Below are 17,317 nucleotides of genomic sequence, written 5' to 3' on the forward strand. Positions count from 1 at the left end.
GTGACCGCGCCTTCCGGTTTTTTTCCGACCGCGAGTGTCTGCCCGGTGTGCCTGCGCCGGGTGTCTGCCCGGCGCGAGGTCGACGGCGCCGACGGCTACCTCGTCAAGGCCTGCCCCGAGCACGGCGAGTTCCGCGTCCGGTTCTGGCACGGCCCGCCCGGGCTGTCCGGCTGGAGCCGGCCCAAGGTGCCGGGCGAGCCGCCCCCGCGGCTGACCGCATCACACCTGGGCTGCCCCTACGACTGCGGCCTGTGCCCGGAACACGGCCAGCGCACCTGCACGGCCCTGTTCGAGATCACGGCCCGATGCAACCTGCGCTGTCCGGTCTGTTTCGCCACCGCCGGGGAGGCGCCCGCCGCCGATCCGTCCGTTTCCGCCCTGGCCGCGCGCTTTTCGGCCATCTTCGCCGCCGTCGGCCCTGTCAACGTCCAGCTGTCCGGCGGCGAACCCACGGTGCGCGACGACCTGCCCGAGGTGGTGGCCGCCTGCCGGCAGGCCGGCTTTTCCTTTGTGCAACTGAACACCAACGGCCTGCGCCTGGCCGACGACCCCGGCCTGGCCGGGCGGCTGGCCGCGGCCGGGCTCGCCTCGGCCTTTTTGCAATTCGACGGCGACGACGCCGCCTGCCGCGTCCTTCGCGGGGCGCCGCTTTACGCCAAAAAGCTCGCCGCCATCGACGCCTGCGTGGCCGCCGGCATCGGGGTGGTGCTCGTGCCGACCATCGCCCCGGGCGTCAACGACGGCCAGCTCGGCGACATTATCCGCCTGGCCCGGTCCAAGGCCCCGGGCGTGCGCGGCGTGCATTTCCAGCCCGCAAGCTCCTTCGGCCGCTATCCCTGGGAAACGGGGCAGGGCGCACGGGTGACGCTGCCCGACCTCATGCGCGGCCTGGAGGCGCAAACGGACGGCATGCTCCGGGCCGGCCATTTCCACCCGCCGGGCTGCGAGCACTCCCTGTGCTCCTTTTCCCAGCCCTATCTCCTGGAGGGCGAAACGGGCCTCGCGCCGGCGCCATCGGCCAGCAAGGCCTGCTGTGCGCCGGCCCCGGCCCTGCCGGCCGACGAGGGCGCCCGTCGGGCCAAGCGCTTCGTGGCCCGGCAGTGGGCCGCGCCGACCTTCCCGGCCAGGTCCGACGGCCCGGCCGACGATTTCGACCGCTTCCTGGCCGAGGCCGCGACCGCGCGCCACTTCACCGTCTCGGCCATGGCCTTCCAGGATGCCTGGACGCTGGACCTCGAACGCACGCGCGGCTGCTGCATCCACGTGGCCACGCCGGACAACCGGCTGGTGCCCTTTTGCCTGTACAACCTCACGGCCGCCGACGGCCGCACGCTCTACCGGGGGCACGGGCCATGCGCCTAAGCCCGGTGGACGCGCTGGTCGCGGCGGGGCTCGGCCGCCCGGGCGTGTCGCCGACGCCCCAGGCCCTGGCCGATTGGTGGCCCCCCGCCCTGGGCCGGGCCGTGCGCCACGCGGCCAGAGCCCCCTTCTACCGCGACCGCCTGGCCGGCCTGCCGGCGGATTTCCCGCGCGGCCTGGCCGATTTTGAGCAGTTGCCCTTCACCGTGCCGGACGACCTGACCGAGGCCCACGCGAGGTTTCTGGCCGTGTCCCAGGACGAAGTCGCCCGCATGGTGACGCTTTCCACCTCCGGCACCACCGGCGCGCCCAAGCGCGTGGCCTTCACCGACCCCGACATCGAGGACATCCGCACCTTCTTCCATAGCGGCATCGCCACCCTGGTCGAGCCCGGCGACACGGTGCTCATCCTCATGCCCGGGGCGCGCCCGGCCAGCATCGGCGACCTGCTGTGCCAGACGCTGCCCCGGCTGTCCGCCCGGGGCGTGCTCGGCGACCCCACCGGCGAGCCGCGAACCCTCCAGGCCGCCCTGGCCGAACACCGCCCCGACGTGCTGGTCGCCGCCCCGTCCCAGATACGCCGCGCCCTGGACGACGAGGCCGTGTGCGCCGCCGCCAGGGAGTGCCTGCGCAACGTGCTCCTTTCGGCCGAGGCCCTGCCGGCGGGCTGGAAGGAACTGGTGGCCGCGCGTTTCGGCGCCACGGTCTTCGACCACTACGGGGCCACGGAAATGGGCTACGGCGGAGGGGTGGAATGCGAAGCCTTTCACGGCTATCACCTGCGCGAAACGGAACTTTATTTCGAGGTGGTGGACATGGCGACCGGCGCCCCCCTGCCCGAGGGGCGCATCGGCGAAGTGGTCTTCACCACGCTGACCCGTCGCGGCATGCCCTTCGTGCGCTACCGCACCGGCGACGCCGCCCGTCTGATCCCCGGCCCCTGCCCCTGCGGCAGTGCCCTGCGGCGCCTGGGCCCCATCCTCGGACGCATCGAACACGGCCCGGGCGGCCCGCAACTCGTCAACCCGGCCAAGGGAGCGGCCCAACGCCCATGATCGAACTCATCCGTACCATCAACGACACCCTGGCCGCCGGACGGTCCCTGGTGGCGGTCACCATCGTGACCAGCGAAGGCTCCACTCCGCGCACCGCCGGCTCCAAGATGCTCGTTTTCGCCGACGACGCCATCGCCGGCACGGTGGGCGGCGGCCTGGCCGAAGGCTTGGCCATCACCGCCGCCAAGGGCGTCCTGGCCGACGGCAACCCGCGCCTGATGGATTTCGACATGACCGGCCAGGCCAGCCAGGGCGCGGACCTCATCTGCGGCGGGCGCATGCGCGTCTTTCTGGAGCGCCTGTCCCCCCAGCCGGCCACCATGACCCTGTATGCCGCCCTAGCCGACCTGCTGGCCAAGGGGGGGCGAGGGCTCGTGCTGACGCCTCTGGAAGCGCGGGACGGCTTCGCCAGTTGCCTGCTGTTGCCGGACGGCGGCCTGGTCGGCCGCGATCCCGGCGAGGCGGCCCGCAAGGCCGCCCGGGAGAGGGGACGGGGCATCACCGCCCCGGTGGTGTTTACGCAGGGCGGCCAACGGTTCTTCCTGGAACCGGCCGCCTCGCCCACCCCGCTGGTCATCTGCGGCGGTGGCCATGTCAGCCGGCCCACCGGGCTTATCGCCGCCATGACCGGTTTCCGGGTGACCGTGCTCGACGACCGGCCGGAATTCGCCAACGCCGAGCGCTTCCCCTTCGCCGCCGAAACAGCGGTCATCGACCCGGCGGTCGGCTGGTTCGCCGACCGGCCCCTCGGCCCCGACGCCTTCGTGGTCATCGTCACGCGCGGCCACGCCCACGACGCCGACGCCCTGGCCGAGGCCCTGGGCACGCCGGCCGCCTACATCGGCATGATCGGCTCGGCCTCCAAGCGCGACGCCATCTACGACAAGATGCTGGCCAAGGGATTCACCCGCGACGACCTCAAGCGGGTCAAAAGCCCCATCGGCCTGCCCATCGAGGCCGAAACCCCGGAAGAGATCGCCGTGAGCATCGCGGCCGAACTCATCGCCTGCCGGGCCGCCCTGCGCCCATGAGCGCGGCCGGCCGTTTCCCCGGGGCCTGCGCCGTCATCCTGGCCGGCGGGCTGTCCTCGCGCATGGGCGCGCGCTTCAAGCCGCTTTTGCCCCTCGGCGGCGATGGCGACTCGGCCCTGGCCGTGGTGGCCGCGACCTTCCGCCGGGCCGGCGTGCACGACATCCTCGTGGCCACGGGCCACCGGGGGGAGGAAGTGGCCAGGGAGGCGGCCCGCACCGGCATCCGCGCCGTGCATAACCCGGACTACGAAACCGGCATGTTCTCCACGGTCAAGGCCGCCCTGGCCGCCCTGTCGCCCGGGTGCCGGGCCGTGTGCCTGACCCCCGTGGACGTGCCCCTTTTCCGGCCGGCCACGGTGGCGCGCCTCCTGTCGCGCCTGGCCGAGGACGGCGCCCCGCCCGTGGTCTACCCGGCCTTTTGTGGCGAACGCGGCCATCCGCCCTGCTTTCGCGCCTCGCTCGTCCCGGACGTCCTGGCCCACGTGGGCAACGGCGGCCTGCGCCAGGCCCTGGCCCCCTTCGCCTTCGAGGAAGTCCCGGTGGCCGACGCCAATACCCTGGCCGACATGGACACCCCCGACGACTACGCCGCCCTGCGCGCCCTGGCCCCGCGCCGGGCTATCCCCACCCCGGCCGAGGCCGAAGCCTTGCTGGCCATGGAGCACGTGCCGCCCCAGGGCCTGGCCCATGCCCGGGGCGTGGCCGCCGTGGCCGAGGCCCTGGCCCGGGCCATAAACGCCGCCGGCGGGAGCCTCGATATCGCCCTGGTCAAGGCCGCCGCCCTGCTCCACGACGTGGCCAAGGGCCGGCCCCACCACGAAGCCGCCGGTGGGGAACTCCTCGCCGCCCACGGCTTCGACGCCGCCGCGCCCATCGTGGCCGGCCACCGCGACTGCGAACTTCGAGGCGACGCCCCCCTCACCGAACGGGAGATCGTCTCTCTGGCCGACAAGTTCGTCTTCGGCCGCTGGCTGGTGCCCGTGGCCGCCCGTTTCGGCCAGAAGCTCGAGCTTTTCGCCGGCGACCCCGAGGCCTGCGCCGCCATCGGCCGCCGCCGGGACAATGCCTTGGGCGTCCTGGCCCGGGTGGAGGCGCTCCTGGGGGCCAAGGCCGAGGCCGTCATCGAGGCCGCCGGTTTCCGCCCCGGCCCGCCGCCGGCCGAGGTCTACGCCGCCGCCCGAAAACGTTTCGCCGCCCGTGGCGACGACTGATCCCACCCAGGCCCGTCGCCGGCCGCGGCCCCTCAGGCCACCCGCCCGGGTTTCGCCACCCGTGGGGACGGCTGACCCCGCTCCGGCACGCCGCCGGCCACGGTCGCCGCAACCGGCCGGGCGGGTTTCGCCGCCCATGGGGTCTGCCGCTTCCGCCCCGGCGCGCCGCCGGCCACGGTCGCCGCAACCGCCCGTGGGGACGGCCGGCCCCACCTCCCCCCTTGCCGCAACACGTGCCTTGGGCGATAAGGGGTGACGGCCGCAAGCAAACGCGGCCGCCGGGGGGAAACGGTGAGCGTCGTTTATCTCTTGCGCCATGGGGCCATCTTCCAGCGCCGGCCCCGACGGTTCGTGGGCCAGACCGATTTTCCCTTGACCGACGAGGGCCGCACCCAAGCCGCCCTGTGGCGCGAGCCCCTGGCCGAGGTGCCCTTCGCCGCCGCCGTGTCCTCGGACCTTTCCCGCTGCCTGGAAACCGCCGCCATCGTCCTGGCCGGCCGGGGCATCCCGGTGCGGCCCGAGCCGCGCCTGCGCGAGATCAACCTCGGCCAGTGGGAAGGCCTGACCGTGGAAGAGGTCAAGGAACGCTTTCCCGGCGACTACGAGCGCCGGGGCCAGGACCTGGCCCACTGCCGCCCCCGGGACGGCGAAGGCTTCGCCGACGTCCAGGCCCGGGCCGTGGCCGCCGTGCGCGAGCTGGCCGGTATCCCCGGCAACGTGCTGGTGGTGGCCCACGGCGGCGTCAACCGGGTCCTTTTGTGCCACGCCCTGGGCCTGGACGTGAGCCACATCTTCCGCCTGGGCCAGGACTACTGCCGGCTCAACATCCTCGAGCTGGCCGGCGAGGACTGGCGCGTGGACACCGTCAATTGCGCCCCGGTGGTTCCCTGGCGCTTTCCGGGCCCCTGAACGCATAATTCCTATTGCGCCTCTGTGAAATAGCCTTGCGCCCACGCAAAACCGGGCGGCCTGTCGCGCGTGCGCCGTTGACAAAGCGGCCTGGCCGTGAAATGGCCTGAAACATGCGCAAAATATCCCTCCTCTCCTTGCTCGTTGCCGTGCTTGTGGCCGGCTGTTCCGGCGACAAACCCAGGCAAACGACCCGGCCGCGTTCCGTTTCCGCCCCTGTGCAGGCCGTGGAGCGCCGCCCTGTCGTCGAATGCCGGTCCTTTCCGGCCGAGGTGGAGTCCGAACAGAGCGTGACACTGGCCAGCAAGCTGACCGGCACCGTGGAGGCCGTGTCCGCCCGCGAGGGCGACAGCCTGCGGGCCGGCCAGCCCATCCTGCGCATCGACGACAAGGACCTGACCAGCCAGGAACAGGGCCTGGCCGCCTCGCGCGAGCAGGCCACCCGGGAAAAGCAGGCCCTGGCCGCCAGGGCCACCCTGGCCAGGACCACCATGGAACGCCTGGGCCGGCTGCTCGGCCAGCGCGCCATCAGCCAGGAGGATTTCGACAAGGCCAAGGCCGAGTACGAGGCACTGACCCGCCAGGTCGAGGCGGCCGCGGCCCAGGAGGCGGCCACCACGGCCAAGATCGGCGAACTGGCCGCCCTGCGCACCTATGCCGCCATCACCGCGCCCTTCGACGGCATCCTGGCCAAGCGCTACGTGGACCAGGGCGCCTTCGTCACGGCCGGTTCCCCCCTGGCCCTGGTCGACCGCTCGGGCGGCGGCTTCGAGCTGACGGCCCAGGTGGACGAGTCGCTTCTGGGCGGCCTGCGCCAGGGCCAGACCATCCTGGCCGCGGTGCCGGCCCTGGCCCGGGAGCCTTTCGCCGTAACCGTCTCGGCCGTGGTCGGCCGGGTCGACCCGGCCAGCCGCACCTTCAAGCTCAAGTGCACCCTGCCCGCCACCGTGCCGGCCGCCCTGGGCCAGCCCCGGGCCGGCATGTTCGGCCGGGTGTTCGTGCCGGCCCGCACGGCCGAGAAACTCCTCGTGCCCGAGGCCTGCCTGGAGCGGCGCGGCGACCTGCCCACGGCCCTGGCGGTCGACGCCGGCGGGGTGCTGCGCTTGCGGGTGGTCAAGACCGGGGCGGTCTTTCTGGCGGCCCAGTTCGGCGGCCAGACCTACCTCACCGATTCCCAGGCCTTCGAGGGGGCGGGCGGCGAGCGCTACGCCGACGTCTTAAGCGGCCTTTCCGCCGGGGACCGGCTGGCCTGCGCCCCGGGGGCGGCCCTTCGCGACGGCGACAGCCTGGCCGGAGAGGCAAAATGACCGAGCCCGCCCACCACGGCCACCAGGCCGACTGGCTGACCCGCCTCACGGCCGTTTTCGTCGATTCCAAGCTGGCGCCGCTTATGATCCTGGCCGCCGTGCTCACGGGCGTGCTGGCCGTTTGGGCCACGCCGAGCGAGGAAGAGCCGCAGATTGTCGTGCCCATGATCGACGTCCACGTGACCATGCCCGGGGCCACGCCCAAGGAGATGGAAAACCGCGTGATCACGCCCATGGAGCGCATCCTGTGGGAGATCGCCGGGGTGGAGTACGTCTATTCCACGGCCGGCCCCGGCGAGGCCCTGACCGTGGTGCGCTTCAAGGTGGGGGAGAATACCGAAAAAAGCCTCATCGCCGCCTACGCCAAGCTCTACCAGCACCTGGACTGGATTCCGCCGGGCTGTTCGCGGCCCATCCTCAAGCCCCGGTCCATCGACGACGTGCCGGTGCTGTCCGTGGCCCTGTGGGGCGGCCCCTACGACTCCCGGCAGTTGCGCCTCATGGCCAATGCCGTCAGCGAAGAGGTCCGCCGCATCCCGGGCGTGGCCGAAACCACGGTCACCGGCGGGCGCAAGCGGGCGGTCATGGTCGAGCCCGACCCGGACCGGCTGCGGGCCCAGCGCCTGGACGCCGTGGACGTCCTGGACGCCATCGGCCTGCAAAACGCCGGACAGACCATCGGCGACGCCTTCCAGTCCGGCCAGGCCGTGTCCATCCGCCTGGACAATTTCTTCCGCACCGAAAAGGAGCTGGCCCGGGCCGTGGTGGGGTTGCGCAACGGCCGGCCGGTCTACCTTGCCGACGTGGCCGCCATCCGCGACGGCTTCGACGAGCCCGGCGACTACGTCTTCTACCTGCCGGGCCAGAGGGCCACGGCCACCGACGCCAACCCGGGCGCGGCCTATCCGGCCGTGACCCTGTCCGTGGCCAAGCGGACCGGGGAAAACGCCACGAATATCGCCGACGAGGCCCTGGCGCGCATGACGGCCCTGCGCGGCTCCATCCTGCCGGCCGACCTCAACCTGACCGTCACCCGGGATTACGGCGAAACGGCCAAGGCCAAGGTGGACGAACTGCTCAAGCACCTGATCCTGGCCGCCGTGACCGTGGGCGGTGTGGTGGCCCTCTTCCTCGGCCTGCGGGCGAGCCTGGTGGTCATGGTGGCCGTGCCCGTGACCCTGGCCGTCACCCTGGCCACCTATTGGCTCATGGGCTACACCCTCAACCGGGTCACGTTGTTCGCCCTGATTTTTTGCATCGGCATCCTCGTCGACGACCCCATCGTGGACGTGGAAAACATCGTGCGCCACCTCGCCCTGCCCGGCTCGCGGGGCAGGCCCCTGTCGCACGTCATCGTCGCGGCCGTGGGCGAGGTGCGCGCGCCGCTGGTTCTGGCTACCTTCACGGTCATCGCCGCCATCGCGCCCATGGCCTACGTGGGCGGGCTCATGGGCCCCTACATGCGGCCCATGCCCGTGGGCGCTTCGGTGGCCATGCTGCTGTCCATGGCCGTGGCCTTTTGCATCACCCCCTGGACGGCCAAGCGGACCCTGCGCCCCGAGCCCGAGGGCAAACAGCCCCACGGCGAAGTCCCCGACGATGCCGGCACCCGGGCCTACCTCTGGCTCATGGACCGGCTGCTCAAGCGGCCGGCCTGGCGCTGGGGCTTTTTGGGGCTGGTGGGGCTGCTGTTCGCCGGCGCCTGCGCGCTGTTTCCGGCCAAGGCCGTGCTGGTCAAGATGCTGCCCTTCGACAACAAAAGCGAATTTTCCGTGGTCGTGGACATGCCGCGCGGCACGACCCTGGAGGAGACCACGGCCGTGTCCCGCGAGCTGGCCGACGCGCTCCTCGCCCGCGACGACGTGGCCGGGGCCACGCTTTTTGCCGGCGCCCCGGCGCCCATGACCTTCAACGGGCTCATCCGCCACTACTACCTGCGCAGCGCCCCGAGCGAAGCGGAAATCAGCGTCAACCTCCTGTCCAAGAAGGCCCGCGACCGGCAAAGCCATCCCATCGCCAAGGAAGCCCGGGAGCTGCTCTCGCCCATCGCCGCCAGGCACGGGGCGAAGATCAAGGTGGTGGAACAGCCGCCCGGGCCGCCGGTGCTGCAAACGCTCGTGGCCGAAATCTACGGCCCAACCGACGCCGGCCGCCTGGCCGTGGCCAGGCAAGTGCGCGACATCATGAAGGCCACCCCGGATGTGGTGGACGTGGACTGGTACGTGGACGACCCCCGGCCCGAGCGGGTCATCCGGGTGGAGCGCGACAAGGCGCGGGCCGCCGGCGTGGACCCCGACCGGGCGCTCAAGGACGTGACGGCAAGCGTGGCCGGCAGCGTGGCCGGGCTGTTGCATGACGAGGCCGCCCGCGAGGACGCGCCCATCGTGGTGCGCCTGCCGCTGCGCGCCCGGGCCGATGCCCGGGACATGGATTCCATCGCCGTGCGCGGCGATGGCGAGCGCATGGTGTCCCTGGGGCAGATCGCCAGCATCACCGAACACGAGGAGCCGACCCGGCTCTACCACAAGAACCTGCTGCCCGTGGTCTACGTGACCGGCGACGTGGCCGGCCGCGAGGAAAGCCCCATCTACGCCATGAACAAGGTCAACGAGGCCATTGCCGCCCTGGGGGCGTCGGGCCGGGGCGCCTGGCAGCAGGTGGACAAGGGGCCCCTGCCCGTCCTGTGGACGGCCATGCCGGCCCAAACCGCCGAGTACAGCCTCAAATGGGACGGCGAGTGGCAGATCACCTACGAGGTCTTTCGCGACATGGGCATCGCCTTTGCCGTGGTCATGGTGCTGATCTACATCCTGACCGTGGGCTGGTTCGGCTCCTACACCACGCCCATCGCCATCATGGCCCCCATTCCCTTGTCGCTGATCGGCATCATTCCGGCCCATGCCGCGGCCGGGGCCTTTTTCACGGCCACGTCCATGATCGGCTTCATCGCCGGGGCCGGAATCGTTGTGCGCAACTCGATTATCCTCGTGGATTTCATCGAGATGCGCCGCGGCGAGGGGGTCACGCTGGCCCGGGCCGTGGAGGAGGCCGGGGCGGTCCGGTTCCGGCCGATGCTCTTAACAGCCGTCAGCGTCGTGGCCGGGGCCTTCGTGATCCTGTTCGACCCCATCTTCCAGGGGCTGGCCATTTCGCTGATGGCCGGCGAGGTGGCGGCCACCATCTTTTCACGCATGGTGGTGCCGGTGATGTACTACCTCGACGCCCGCCGGGTCGAACGTTCGCGCGCCTAGTGTCGCGTTCTCGACCGTCAAAGCGGCGGGGCCTGCCATGCCGATTGCGCATGGCAGGCCCCTTCGCCTGCGATGAATGGCCCCCGGGGGAGGTCGATGCCTGCGCGCCGGACCGGTATTACCGGTATTACTTGTCGAGCAGCAACTCCAGCGGCGGGGGAGTCGCCGTTGCCGCGGAAAGCGGCGCCCCGATCGAGACGACCCAATACCCCACGGACCCTCCTTTATACCACACGGTTTCAACCAGCGGGCCCTGGGCCGTGCCATTGCTAAAGCGGTCGCTATACGGAATGCCGTATACGGTGTTGTTGGACATGCTGAAGATGACGTCGCCGTAAATGTTGTAGTACTGGTGGAGCGGCTGGATCGTCCTGAACGCCACTACCGGATCAAGATGCCACCAGTCATCGCTTTTCATGTCTTTGATAGGCGTCGACTTTCCCGCCGGGATATAGTCGCTGTTGAAAAAACCGCCGAGCATACCCGTGGTGATGTCCCCTATTATCTTATTCTTCGTCGTGTCGTAGGCGTTCAGGTCACTCAACGCCGGGTTGGCGCACACCTTGGCATCGCCAGGGTTGGTGCAGGGAACGCTGTGCGCGGACAGCGGGTTGAGCAAGGTCGTGTCGATGAAGGTCTTGAGCAGGCCCCAGGCAGTGCCGCCGAAGGTGACGGCGCCGGTCGCCACCTGGCCGTAGATGGCCGCATTGTACAGCGCCTCGCTCGATGGGTGGGTCGGGGAAATCGTGATCGTGGCCCCGTCCCAGCCGCCGCCATCGGGAATCGACGGGTTGCCCGGCTTGATGGCGGTATTGGTCGACACCGTGAGTTTCCCCTTGGCGGTGATGGTCCCGTCTTCCGCCACCGTGGCCGTCATGTCCGCCCCGAACGTGTAGACAGGCGTATCATCGGGCGCGCGAAAATTAAACGCGTTCTGGCAATAGATATTCGTGGACTGCCCGGCGGCGTTGATGGATTTCGCATAGGGGATGAAGGACGGCCAGGGGTTGCCGGAGGAAAAAACATTGCTCGGGCCGAGGTAGCGGACGATCTTGTTCTGGTCGTTCATCTTGTAGGCGGCGGCATTGCCCTTGGTGACGCTGGCGAATGTCGCGCCGATCTCGGCGGCGGTGTGCGAACCGAAGCCGACCTGCTGTAAAACGGGTTCGTCGGGGTATGTGTGGGGGTCGTTCCTGTAACTCTTGATGCCGAGCGGCGCGGTAAAGTAGTTGATGGCCGTGATATTGCCCTGGTCGCCATGGACTCCCATCATCGTCAGTTCAAAGTCCTGGAACCGCAGTTTGGAGGTGTCCTGCGAAGGCGCGGCGGTGCGGCTGGCGTCTTTCGGATCGTCGTAATAGATGAACAGATGCGTGCTTTGGGCATGGGTGATGGTGACCCCTCCCGAGCCGATGTCGGAAAGCTTGACGGGTTCGGACATGAGCACCGCGACATTGTCCTTCTTAAAATTGAAGCTTTGCCCGCTGCCGTAGGTTCCTTGAAAACTATTATTCGTCTTAGGATCGTAAAAGGGATCCATGAGCTGCAACCAGACCGTACCGGGATAGGCGCTCTGGTCGAAATACAGGGTAAATGCGGAGGCAGGCGAGACAAGCGCCATGAACAACAGCATGATTAGGATGGTTAGCCGCGGGCCATAGACCACGCAGCCCGGCAAAATCCGAAAACCGCTCGGAAACCGTTTGCTTCTTTCACGCATGGGTCTTCTCCTGGGTAACAATTTCCTGATGCCCTATCCCCCTGCAAAATTGAGCCCTGCAACGTCGATAAAAATGATTTCTTGATCCGTGAACAACATCAATTTCAATTCCTGTCAATATGGAGTTTGGAATTGAAAAGGGTGAACTTTATCCATTGAACTTTTTCCTGCCAGCCTTCTCAGCCAAGCAGAGCCTCATAGAGTATTGCACAACAAACAGCAGGCTGACAAAAAACCTTACCCAAGACTCATACGGCTTGGTTATTTCAAAAACCGAAGGCCTCCATCGCTTGAACAACTCAAGGACTGCGCTGGCATATCCGACCATGAAACACCAAGATTTCCGTTTTTACTTGGAAATATATTGCAAGCATCCTATTGCCTGGATACCGAAATGTCGAAAATACAATGTACAGAGACAGCTTCGCGTCCAGAAGGGGGATGCCTTGCGGAAAACGGTCGCGCGGCAGGGCTGCCCACAGCCTTTTGGCCGCGAATACGAAAACGGCCACCGGCGGCTCGACCTCCGCGAACGGGAGGCGCCCGGCGAGATCCCGAGCGCCTCGCCGGGCGCATGCATCAAATGCATCGCGAGGGGGAAGCCGCACACGGGCGCCGGCCGTGGTGACTGAAGCTTATGTCCGCCGTCTGGTCGTGGAAGGGGCGCACGGGGGCGCCGGCCGCCCTTTCGACCGCGCCCGGCACCGCCCGGCCGGCCGGCTGGTCCGTCGGGAAGGCCAGGAGCCGGCTTGACCTTTTACGGCGGCGCGGTATAGTTTTCGTCCGCAATTATTGACGTCTGGCCTTGGGGGACACGTCCGGCCGGCGGCCCCGGGCGCCTTTGCCGGCTTGGCCCGGGCCAGGCCGCCGCCCCACGGCCCGCGTGCGCCGGGCAGGCCCACGTCCGCCAAGCCGCCAAGGAGCGCCATGCGGATCAGCAAGTTCGCCATTCCCGAGATCATTTTCGGCCGGGGCAGCATTGTCCACCTGGCTTCCTGCGCCAAACGCCTGGGCGGCCGGCGGGTGCTGCTGGTCAGCGACCAGGGGCTGGTCGGCGCCGGCTGGGTCGACCGGATCATGGAGATCCTGCGCGACAACGGCCTGGAGTGGGTCTACTACGACGCGGTCAATTCCAACCCCCGCGACCACCAGGTCCACGAGGGGGCGGAGATCTACGTGCGCGAGCGCGCCGACGTCATCATCGCCGTGGGCGGCGGCTCGCCCATGGACGCAGCCAAGGGCATCGCCACCATCGTCGGCAACGGCGGCCGCATCAGCGACTACGAGGGCGCCAACCGCATCATGCGCCCCCTGCCGCCCATGATCTTCCTGCCCACCACGGCCGGCTCGGGCTCGGACATCTCCCAGTTCTGCATCATCACCGACGTCGAACGCCAGCTCAAGATGTCCATCATCAGCCGGTCGCTGGTGCCCAACATCTCCATCATCGACCCGCTGGTGCTTTTGACCAAGAGCGAGGAGCTCATCATCGCCTCGGCCATCGACGCCTTCGCCCACGCCGTGGAATCCTACCTCTCGCTTCTGTCCTCGCCGTTCACCGAGCACCAGGCCTTAAAAGCCATGCGGCTGATTTCGCGCAACCTGGAGCCGGCCCTCCAGGACCGCTCCATCGAGGCCCTGGAAAACTTAAGCATCGCCGCCACGGCCGCCGGCATGTCCTTTTCCAACGCCGGCCTCGGCGTCGGGCATTCCCTGGCCCACTCCCTGGGCGGCATGTTCGACGTGCTCCACGGCCTGGTCCACCCCATCCTTTTGCCCCACGTCATGCGCTTCAACCTGCCCACCAGCGTGGACAAACTCGCCGCCATCGGCCGCATCGTCTGCGGCCCGCGCATGTGCTCCTCCCAGTACATCGCCATGGCCGGCATCAGCTGGCTGGAACGGTTTTTCGCCGACCTCGGCGTGCCGGTGCGCCTGCGCGACATCCTGCCCGACCGCGACTGCCTGGAGACCATCGCCAAGGCGGCGGTCAACGACGCCTGCACCCTGACCAACCCCCGCTCGTCCACCTGGGAGTCGCTGCTGGGCGTGTGCCAGGAGGCCTGGTAATGCCCTGGCGGGCGCCGTCCCTTGAGGATCTCATCGGCATCGAGCACAGCAAGCTCGGCTTTTTCCAGGAGCTGCGCCAGACCATCGAGGCGCTCAAGGACGCCAACACCCAGTCGGCCCAGCGCCGCCGCGAAATCGCCGCCATCCTCGACGGCATCACCGACATCATGATGGTGCTCTCGCCGGAACTGCGCATCCTGTCGGTCAACCACGTCTTCCGCCAGACCTTCCCCGACCCGGCGCCGGAAGGGAAGTTCTGCTATGAAATCTTTCGCGGCGACGAGAAGCCCTGCCCCGAATGCCCGGCCAGCAAGTCCTTCGCCACGGGCGACATCTGCCGGGAAACGGCCATTTTCAAGATCGGCGGCAAGAACGTCCAGTACGAGATGGTGGCCTCGCCCATCCACCACCCCGACGACCCCGAGCACCACATCCTGGTGTTCAAGCGCGACGTGACCCGGGAAAAGGAATACCAGGCGAAATTCTACCAGGCCGAGAAGATGGCCACCATCGGCATGCTGGCCACGGGCGTGGCCCACGAGATCAACAACCCGCTCACGGCCATCTCCGGGTTCGCCGAGGGCCTGCGCCGCCGTCTACCGACCCTGCGCGAGAAGGTCGATGCCCGGGTGATGGACGACGTGGAGGACTACGTCGCCACCATCCTGCAGGAATGCCGGCGCTGCAAGGACATCGTCACCACGCTGCTCACCTTCAGCCGGCAGCGGACCGTGAGCTTTTCGCCGGTGAGCTTAAACGCCGTGGTCGAGGACACCCTCAAGCTCCTGCGCAGCCACCTCAAGCAGCGCAACCAGGCCAAGATCACCGTGCGCACCGAGCTGTGCGACAACCTGCCCCGGGTCCTGGGCGACGAGCACCAGATCAAGCAGGTCATGCTCAACCTCCTCGTCAACGCCATGGACGCCATCGCCGGGCCGGGCCGCATCGTCATCACCACCTTCCAGACCACTTCCGGCGCGGTCTGCCTGTCGGTCGCCGACTCGGGTTGCGGCATCAAACCCGAACACATGGACAAGCTCTTCGAGCCGTTTTTCACCACCAAGCGGGCCGGCAAGGGCATCGGCATCGGCCTCTCCACCTGCATGACCATCGTGGACAAACACCAGGGGGAAATCACGGTCAAAAGCGACCCCGGCCAGGGCGCGACCTTTACCGTGAAGTTTCCCCTAACCCCGGACAAACTCCCATGACCAGCCTCTACAGCGTACTGGTGGTGGACGACGAACCCTCCATCGGCAAATTGCTCAAGAAAGAACTGTCCACGCCCACGCGCGCCGTCACGGCGGCGGAATCCGCCCACCAGGCCCGGGAGATGCTGCGGCGCAACATCTACGAGGTGGTCATCCTCGACCTGCGCCTGCCCGACGGCGACGGCCTGGACCTGCTCGTGGAGATCCGCCAGCACTCCCCGGACGTGGAAGTCATCATCATCACCGGCCACGGCAACATCGATTCGGCCGTGGAAGCCATGAAGCTCGGGGCCTACGACTACATCACCAAGCCGTTTAACCTCGAGGAGCTGGAGCTCATCGTGGAGCGGGCCTACCAGCGGGCCTGCCTGCGCTTCGAGAACCGCCAGCTCAAGCACGCCCAGAGCCAGGGCCAGCCCCAACAGATCGTGGGCAATTCTGCGGCCATCAAGCAGATCCGCTTCCTTATTGAAAAAGTCGCCCCCACCGACGTGCCGGTGCTGATTACCGGCGAGTCCGGGGCCGGCAAGGAGGTGGCGGCCACGGCCATCCAGGCCCGGTCCCGGCGGGCGGACAAGCCCTATGTCATCAAGAACTGCGCCACGCTCCAAAAGGAGCTGGCCCGCAGCGAACTGTTCGGCTACGTCAAGGGGTCGTTCACCGGAGCCACGGAGAACCGCGAGGGGCTCATGACCTTCGCCAACAAGGGCACGCTGTTCCTCGACGAGATCGGCGAGCTGCCCATGGAGGTCCAGGCCTCGCTGCTGCGCACCCTGGAAAACAAGACCTACCGCCGGGTGGGCGACAAGGACGAGCGCGTAACCGACATCCGCCTCATTTTCGCCACCAACCGCAACCTGGCCAAGGAAGTCGAGGCCGGCCGGTTCCACGAGGCCCTCTACCACCGCATCAACGTCTTCAACATCGAGCTGCCGCCACTGCGCGAACGCAAGGAGGACATCCCGCTGCTGGTGGAATATTTCCTGGGCCGGGTGCAGGCCAGCGGCGCCTACCGGGTGTCGGACCGGGCCATGGCCTGCCTGATCAATTACCACTGGCCGGGCAACATCCGGGAGCTGCGCAACGTCATCGAGCGCGGGGTCATTTTGGCCGATGCCGGGGTCATCACGGAAAACGCCCTGCCCCGCGAGCTGTCCATGCAGGCCGAGGGCGAAAACGATTTCCTGTCCCTGGAGGCGGTGGAGCGCGAGCATATCGCCAAGGTTCTGGCCTGCTTCGCCAACAACCGGACGCTGGCCGCCACGGCGCTGGGCATCTCGCGCAAGACGCTGTACCGCAAAATCCGCGAATACGGCATCATGTAGCCCCGGCCCTCCCCCCACCCATCGGGTGGCATTCGACACACTTTCGCCGCCGCTTTGTGGCAAAAGTCGCCATGCGTTCTTGCTGCCGGCGGCCGGGGTGTCCGCAGCCCCCGGCCGCCGGCCGGCCAGGCCCTGGGCCATCTTCAAAATCCTCCATGTTTCGAGTCTGTTGGCGACTCGGTTGGCCGCTTCGCCCCGGGTTCCGTTTTCTGTCGCCAGCCAGGCGCCACAGCGAATCTTCGGTATATATCTTGCTTTAATTATCACGAATACGACTTGGCCGCGTGCCTCTCCCTCCCCTGCCCGGCGGGGCGCGCGGCGAGGCCGGGAAAGCGAGGCGTGGGCCGCCACCCGTCCGTGGCGGCCCCGCTCGCCGTCCAAAGGAGCTCGGACATGGGATGGCAGCGTACTCTCGCGTTTGTCGTGGCCGGCCTTCTGACCCTCTGTCCGCTCCTTGCCGGCCCGGCCCGGGCCGACGGGGCCCGCTACGTGGGCACGGCCGCCTGCGCCGGCTGCCACCCCACGGAGCATACAGCCTTCGAGAAGTACTCCAAAAAGGCCCACTCCTCCAAAAACGTCCGCCTCATGGCCGCAAAGCTCAGCCCCGAGGAGCTGGCGGGGTGCTTCGTGTGCCATGCCACCGGCTACGGCAAGCCCGGGGGCTTCACCTCCCTGACCGCCACCCCGGAGCTGGCCGATGCCGGCTGCGAGGTCTGCCATGGCCCGGGCTCGCTCCACACCGCCTCGGGCGACCCGGCGGCCATCAAGGGCAAGCCCACCGTGGACGACTGCCGGGCCTGCCACAGCGACGCCCGGGTCCGCGCCTTCGGCTTCAAGCCGCTGCTGCGGGCCGGAGCCCACTAAGCCG

At 68.4% G+C, this 17,317-nt stretch carries 12 protein-coding genes; 11 read left to right on the forward strand and 1 reads right to left on the reverse strand.

The window, feature by feature from the left end; genetic code table 11:
* The 7 genes from trsS to ACP59X_RS23005 all read left to right on the forward strand — a co-directional run bounded on the left by trsS (nucleotide 1) and on the right by ACP59X_RS23005 (nucleotide 10,123).
* Nucleotides 1–1,362, forward strand: coding sequence for a radical SAM (seleno)protein TrsS (gene trsS / locus ACP59X_RS22975; protein WP_428563038.1), 1,362 nt, complete (start codon nucleotides 1–3; stop codon nucleotides 1,360–1,362).
* Nucleotides 1,353–2,414 carry a DVU_1553 family AMP-dependent CoA ligase gene (locus tag ACP59X_RS22980; RefSeq protein ID WP_428563040.1) on the forward strand — a complete coding sequence of 354 codons (1,062 nt, stop codon included), beginning with the start codon at nucleotides 1,353–1,355 and terminating at the stop codon, nucleotides 2,412–2,414. The genes trsS and ACP59X_RS22980 overlap by 10 nt, the downstream gene beginning before the upstream one ends.
* Nucleotides 2,411–3,445, forward strand: a complete 1,035-nt coding sequence (locus ACP59X_RS22985; RefSeq protein WP_428563042.1) for an XdhC family aldehyde oxidoreductase maturation factor — start codon at nucleotides 2,411–2,413, stop codon at nucleotides 3,443–3,445. Before ACP59X_RS22980 ends, ACP59X_RS22985 begins: the two co-directional genes overlap by 4 nt.
* Nucleotides 3,442–4,656: a DVU_1551 family NTP transferase gene (locus tag ACP59X_RS22990; RefSeq protein ID WP_428563044.1), complete on the forward strand. Its 1,215-nt coding sequence runs from the start codon at nucleotides 3,442–3,444 to the stop codon at nucleotides 4,654–4,656. The genes ACP59X_RS22985 and ACP59X_RS22990 overlap by 4 nt, the downstream gene beginning before the upstream one ends.
* Nucleotides 4,657–4,947: 291 nt before the next feature.
* Entirely contained in the window at nucleotides 4,948–5,565 is a 618-nt protein-coding gene (locus ACP59X_RS22995) for a histidine phosphatase family protein (protein ID WP_428563046.1), read from the forward strand.
* A 113-nt stretch (nucleotides 5,566–5,678) separates the two neighbouring features.
* The gene (locus ACP59X_RS23000; protein ID WP_428563048.1) at nucleotides 5,679–6,872 is read left to right on the forward strand and encodes an efflux RND transporter periplasmic adaptor subunit; all 1,194 of its coding nucleotides are present in this window, start codon (nucleotides 5,679–5,681) and stop codon (nucleotides 6,870–6,872) included.
* Nucleotides 6,869–10,123 (forward strand): efflux RND transporter permease subunit, encoded by a 3,255-nt coding sequence (locus ACP59X_RS23005; RefSeq protein WP_428563050.1) that lies wholly within the window; start codon nucleotides 6,869–6,871, stop codon nucleotides 10,121–10,123. Before ACP59X_RS23000 ends, ACP59X_RS23005 begins: the two co-directional genes overlap by 4 nt.
* 127 nt (nucleotides 10,124–10,250) lie before the next feature.
* On the opposite strand, the gene ACP59X_RS23010 is transcribed toward ACP59X_RS23005, so the two are convergent.
* Nucleotides 10,251–11,843: a hypothetical protein gene (locus ACP59X_RS23010; RefSeq protein WP_428563052.1), complete on the reverse strand. Its 1,593-nt coding sequence runs from the start codon at nucleotides 11,841–11,843 to the stop codon at nucleotides 10,251–10,253.
* 927 nt (nucleotides 11,844–12,770) lie between these two features.
* Here ACP59X_RS23010 and ACP59X_RS23015 point away from each other — a divergent pair.
* The 4 genes from ACP59X_RS23015 (at nucleotide 12,771) to ACP59X_RS23030 (ending at nucleotide 17,313) form a co-directional block, all read left to right on the forward strand.
* Entirely contained in the window at nucleotides 12,771–13,913 is a 1,143-nt protein-coding gene (locus ACP59X_RS23015) for an iron-containing alcohol dehydrogenase (RefSeq protein ID WP_428563054.1), read from the forward strand.
* Nucleotides 13,913–15,124 (forward strand): two-component system sensor histidine kinase NtrB, encoded by a 1,212-nt coding sequence (locus ACP59X_RS23020; protein WP_428563056.1) that lies wholly within the window; start codon nucleotides 13,913–13,915, stop codon nucleotides 15,122–15,124. The genes ACP59X_RS23015 and ACP59X_RS23020 overlap by 1 nt, the downstream gene beginning before the upstream one ends.
* Complete coding sequence (locus ACP59X_RS23025; RefSeq protein ID WP_428563058.1) at nucleotides 15,121–16,449, forward strand: sigma-54-dependent transcriptional regulator; 1,329 nt, start codon at nucleotides 15,121–15,123, stop codon at nucleotides 16,447–16,449. The genes ACP59X_RS23020 and ACP59X_RS23025 overlap by 4 nt, the downstream gene beginning before the upstream one ends.
* A 393-nt stretch (nucleotides 16,450–16,842) precedes the next feature.
* Entirely contained in the window at nucleotides 16,843–17,313 is a 471-nt protein-coding gene (locus tag ACP59X_RS23030; protein ID WP_428563060.1) for a multiheme c-type cytochrome, read from the forward strand.
* The last annotated feature ends 4 nt before the right edge of the window (nucleotides 17,314–17,317 follow it).

The sequence above is a fragment of the Solidesulfovibrio sp. DCME genome (assembly GCF_049995385.1).
Classification (GTDB): Bacteria; Desulfobacterota; Desulfovibrionia; order Desulfovibrionales; family Desulfovibrionaceae; genus Solidesulfovibrio.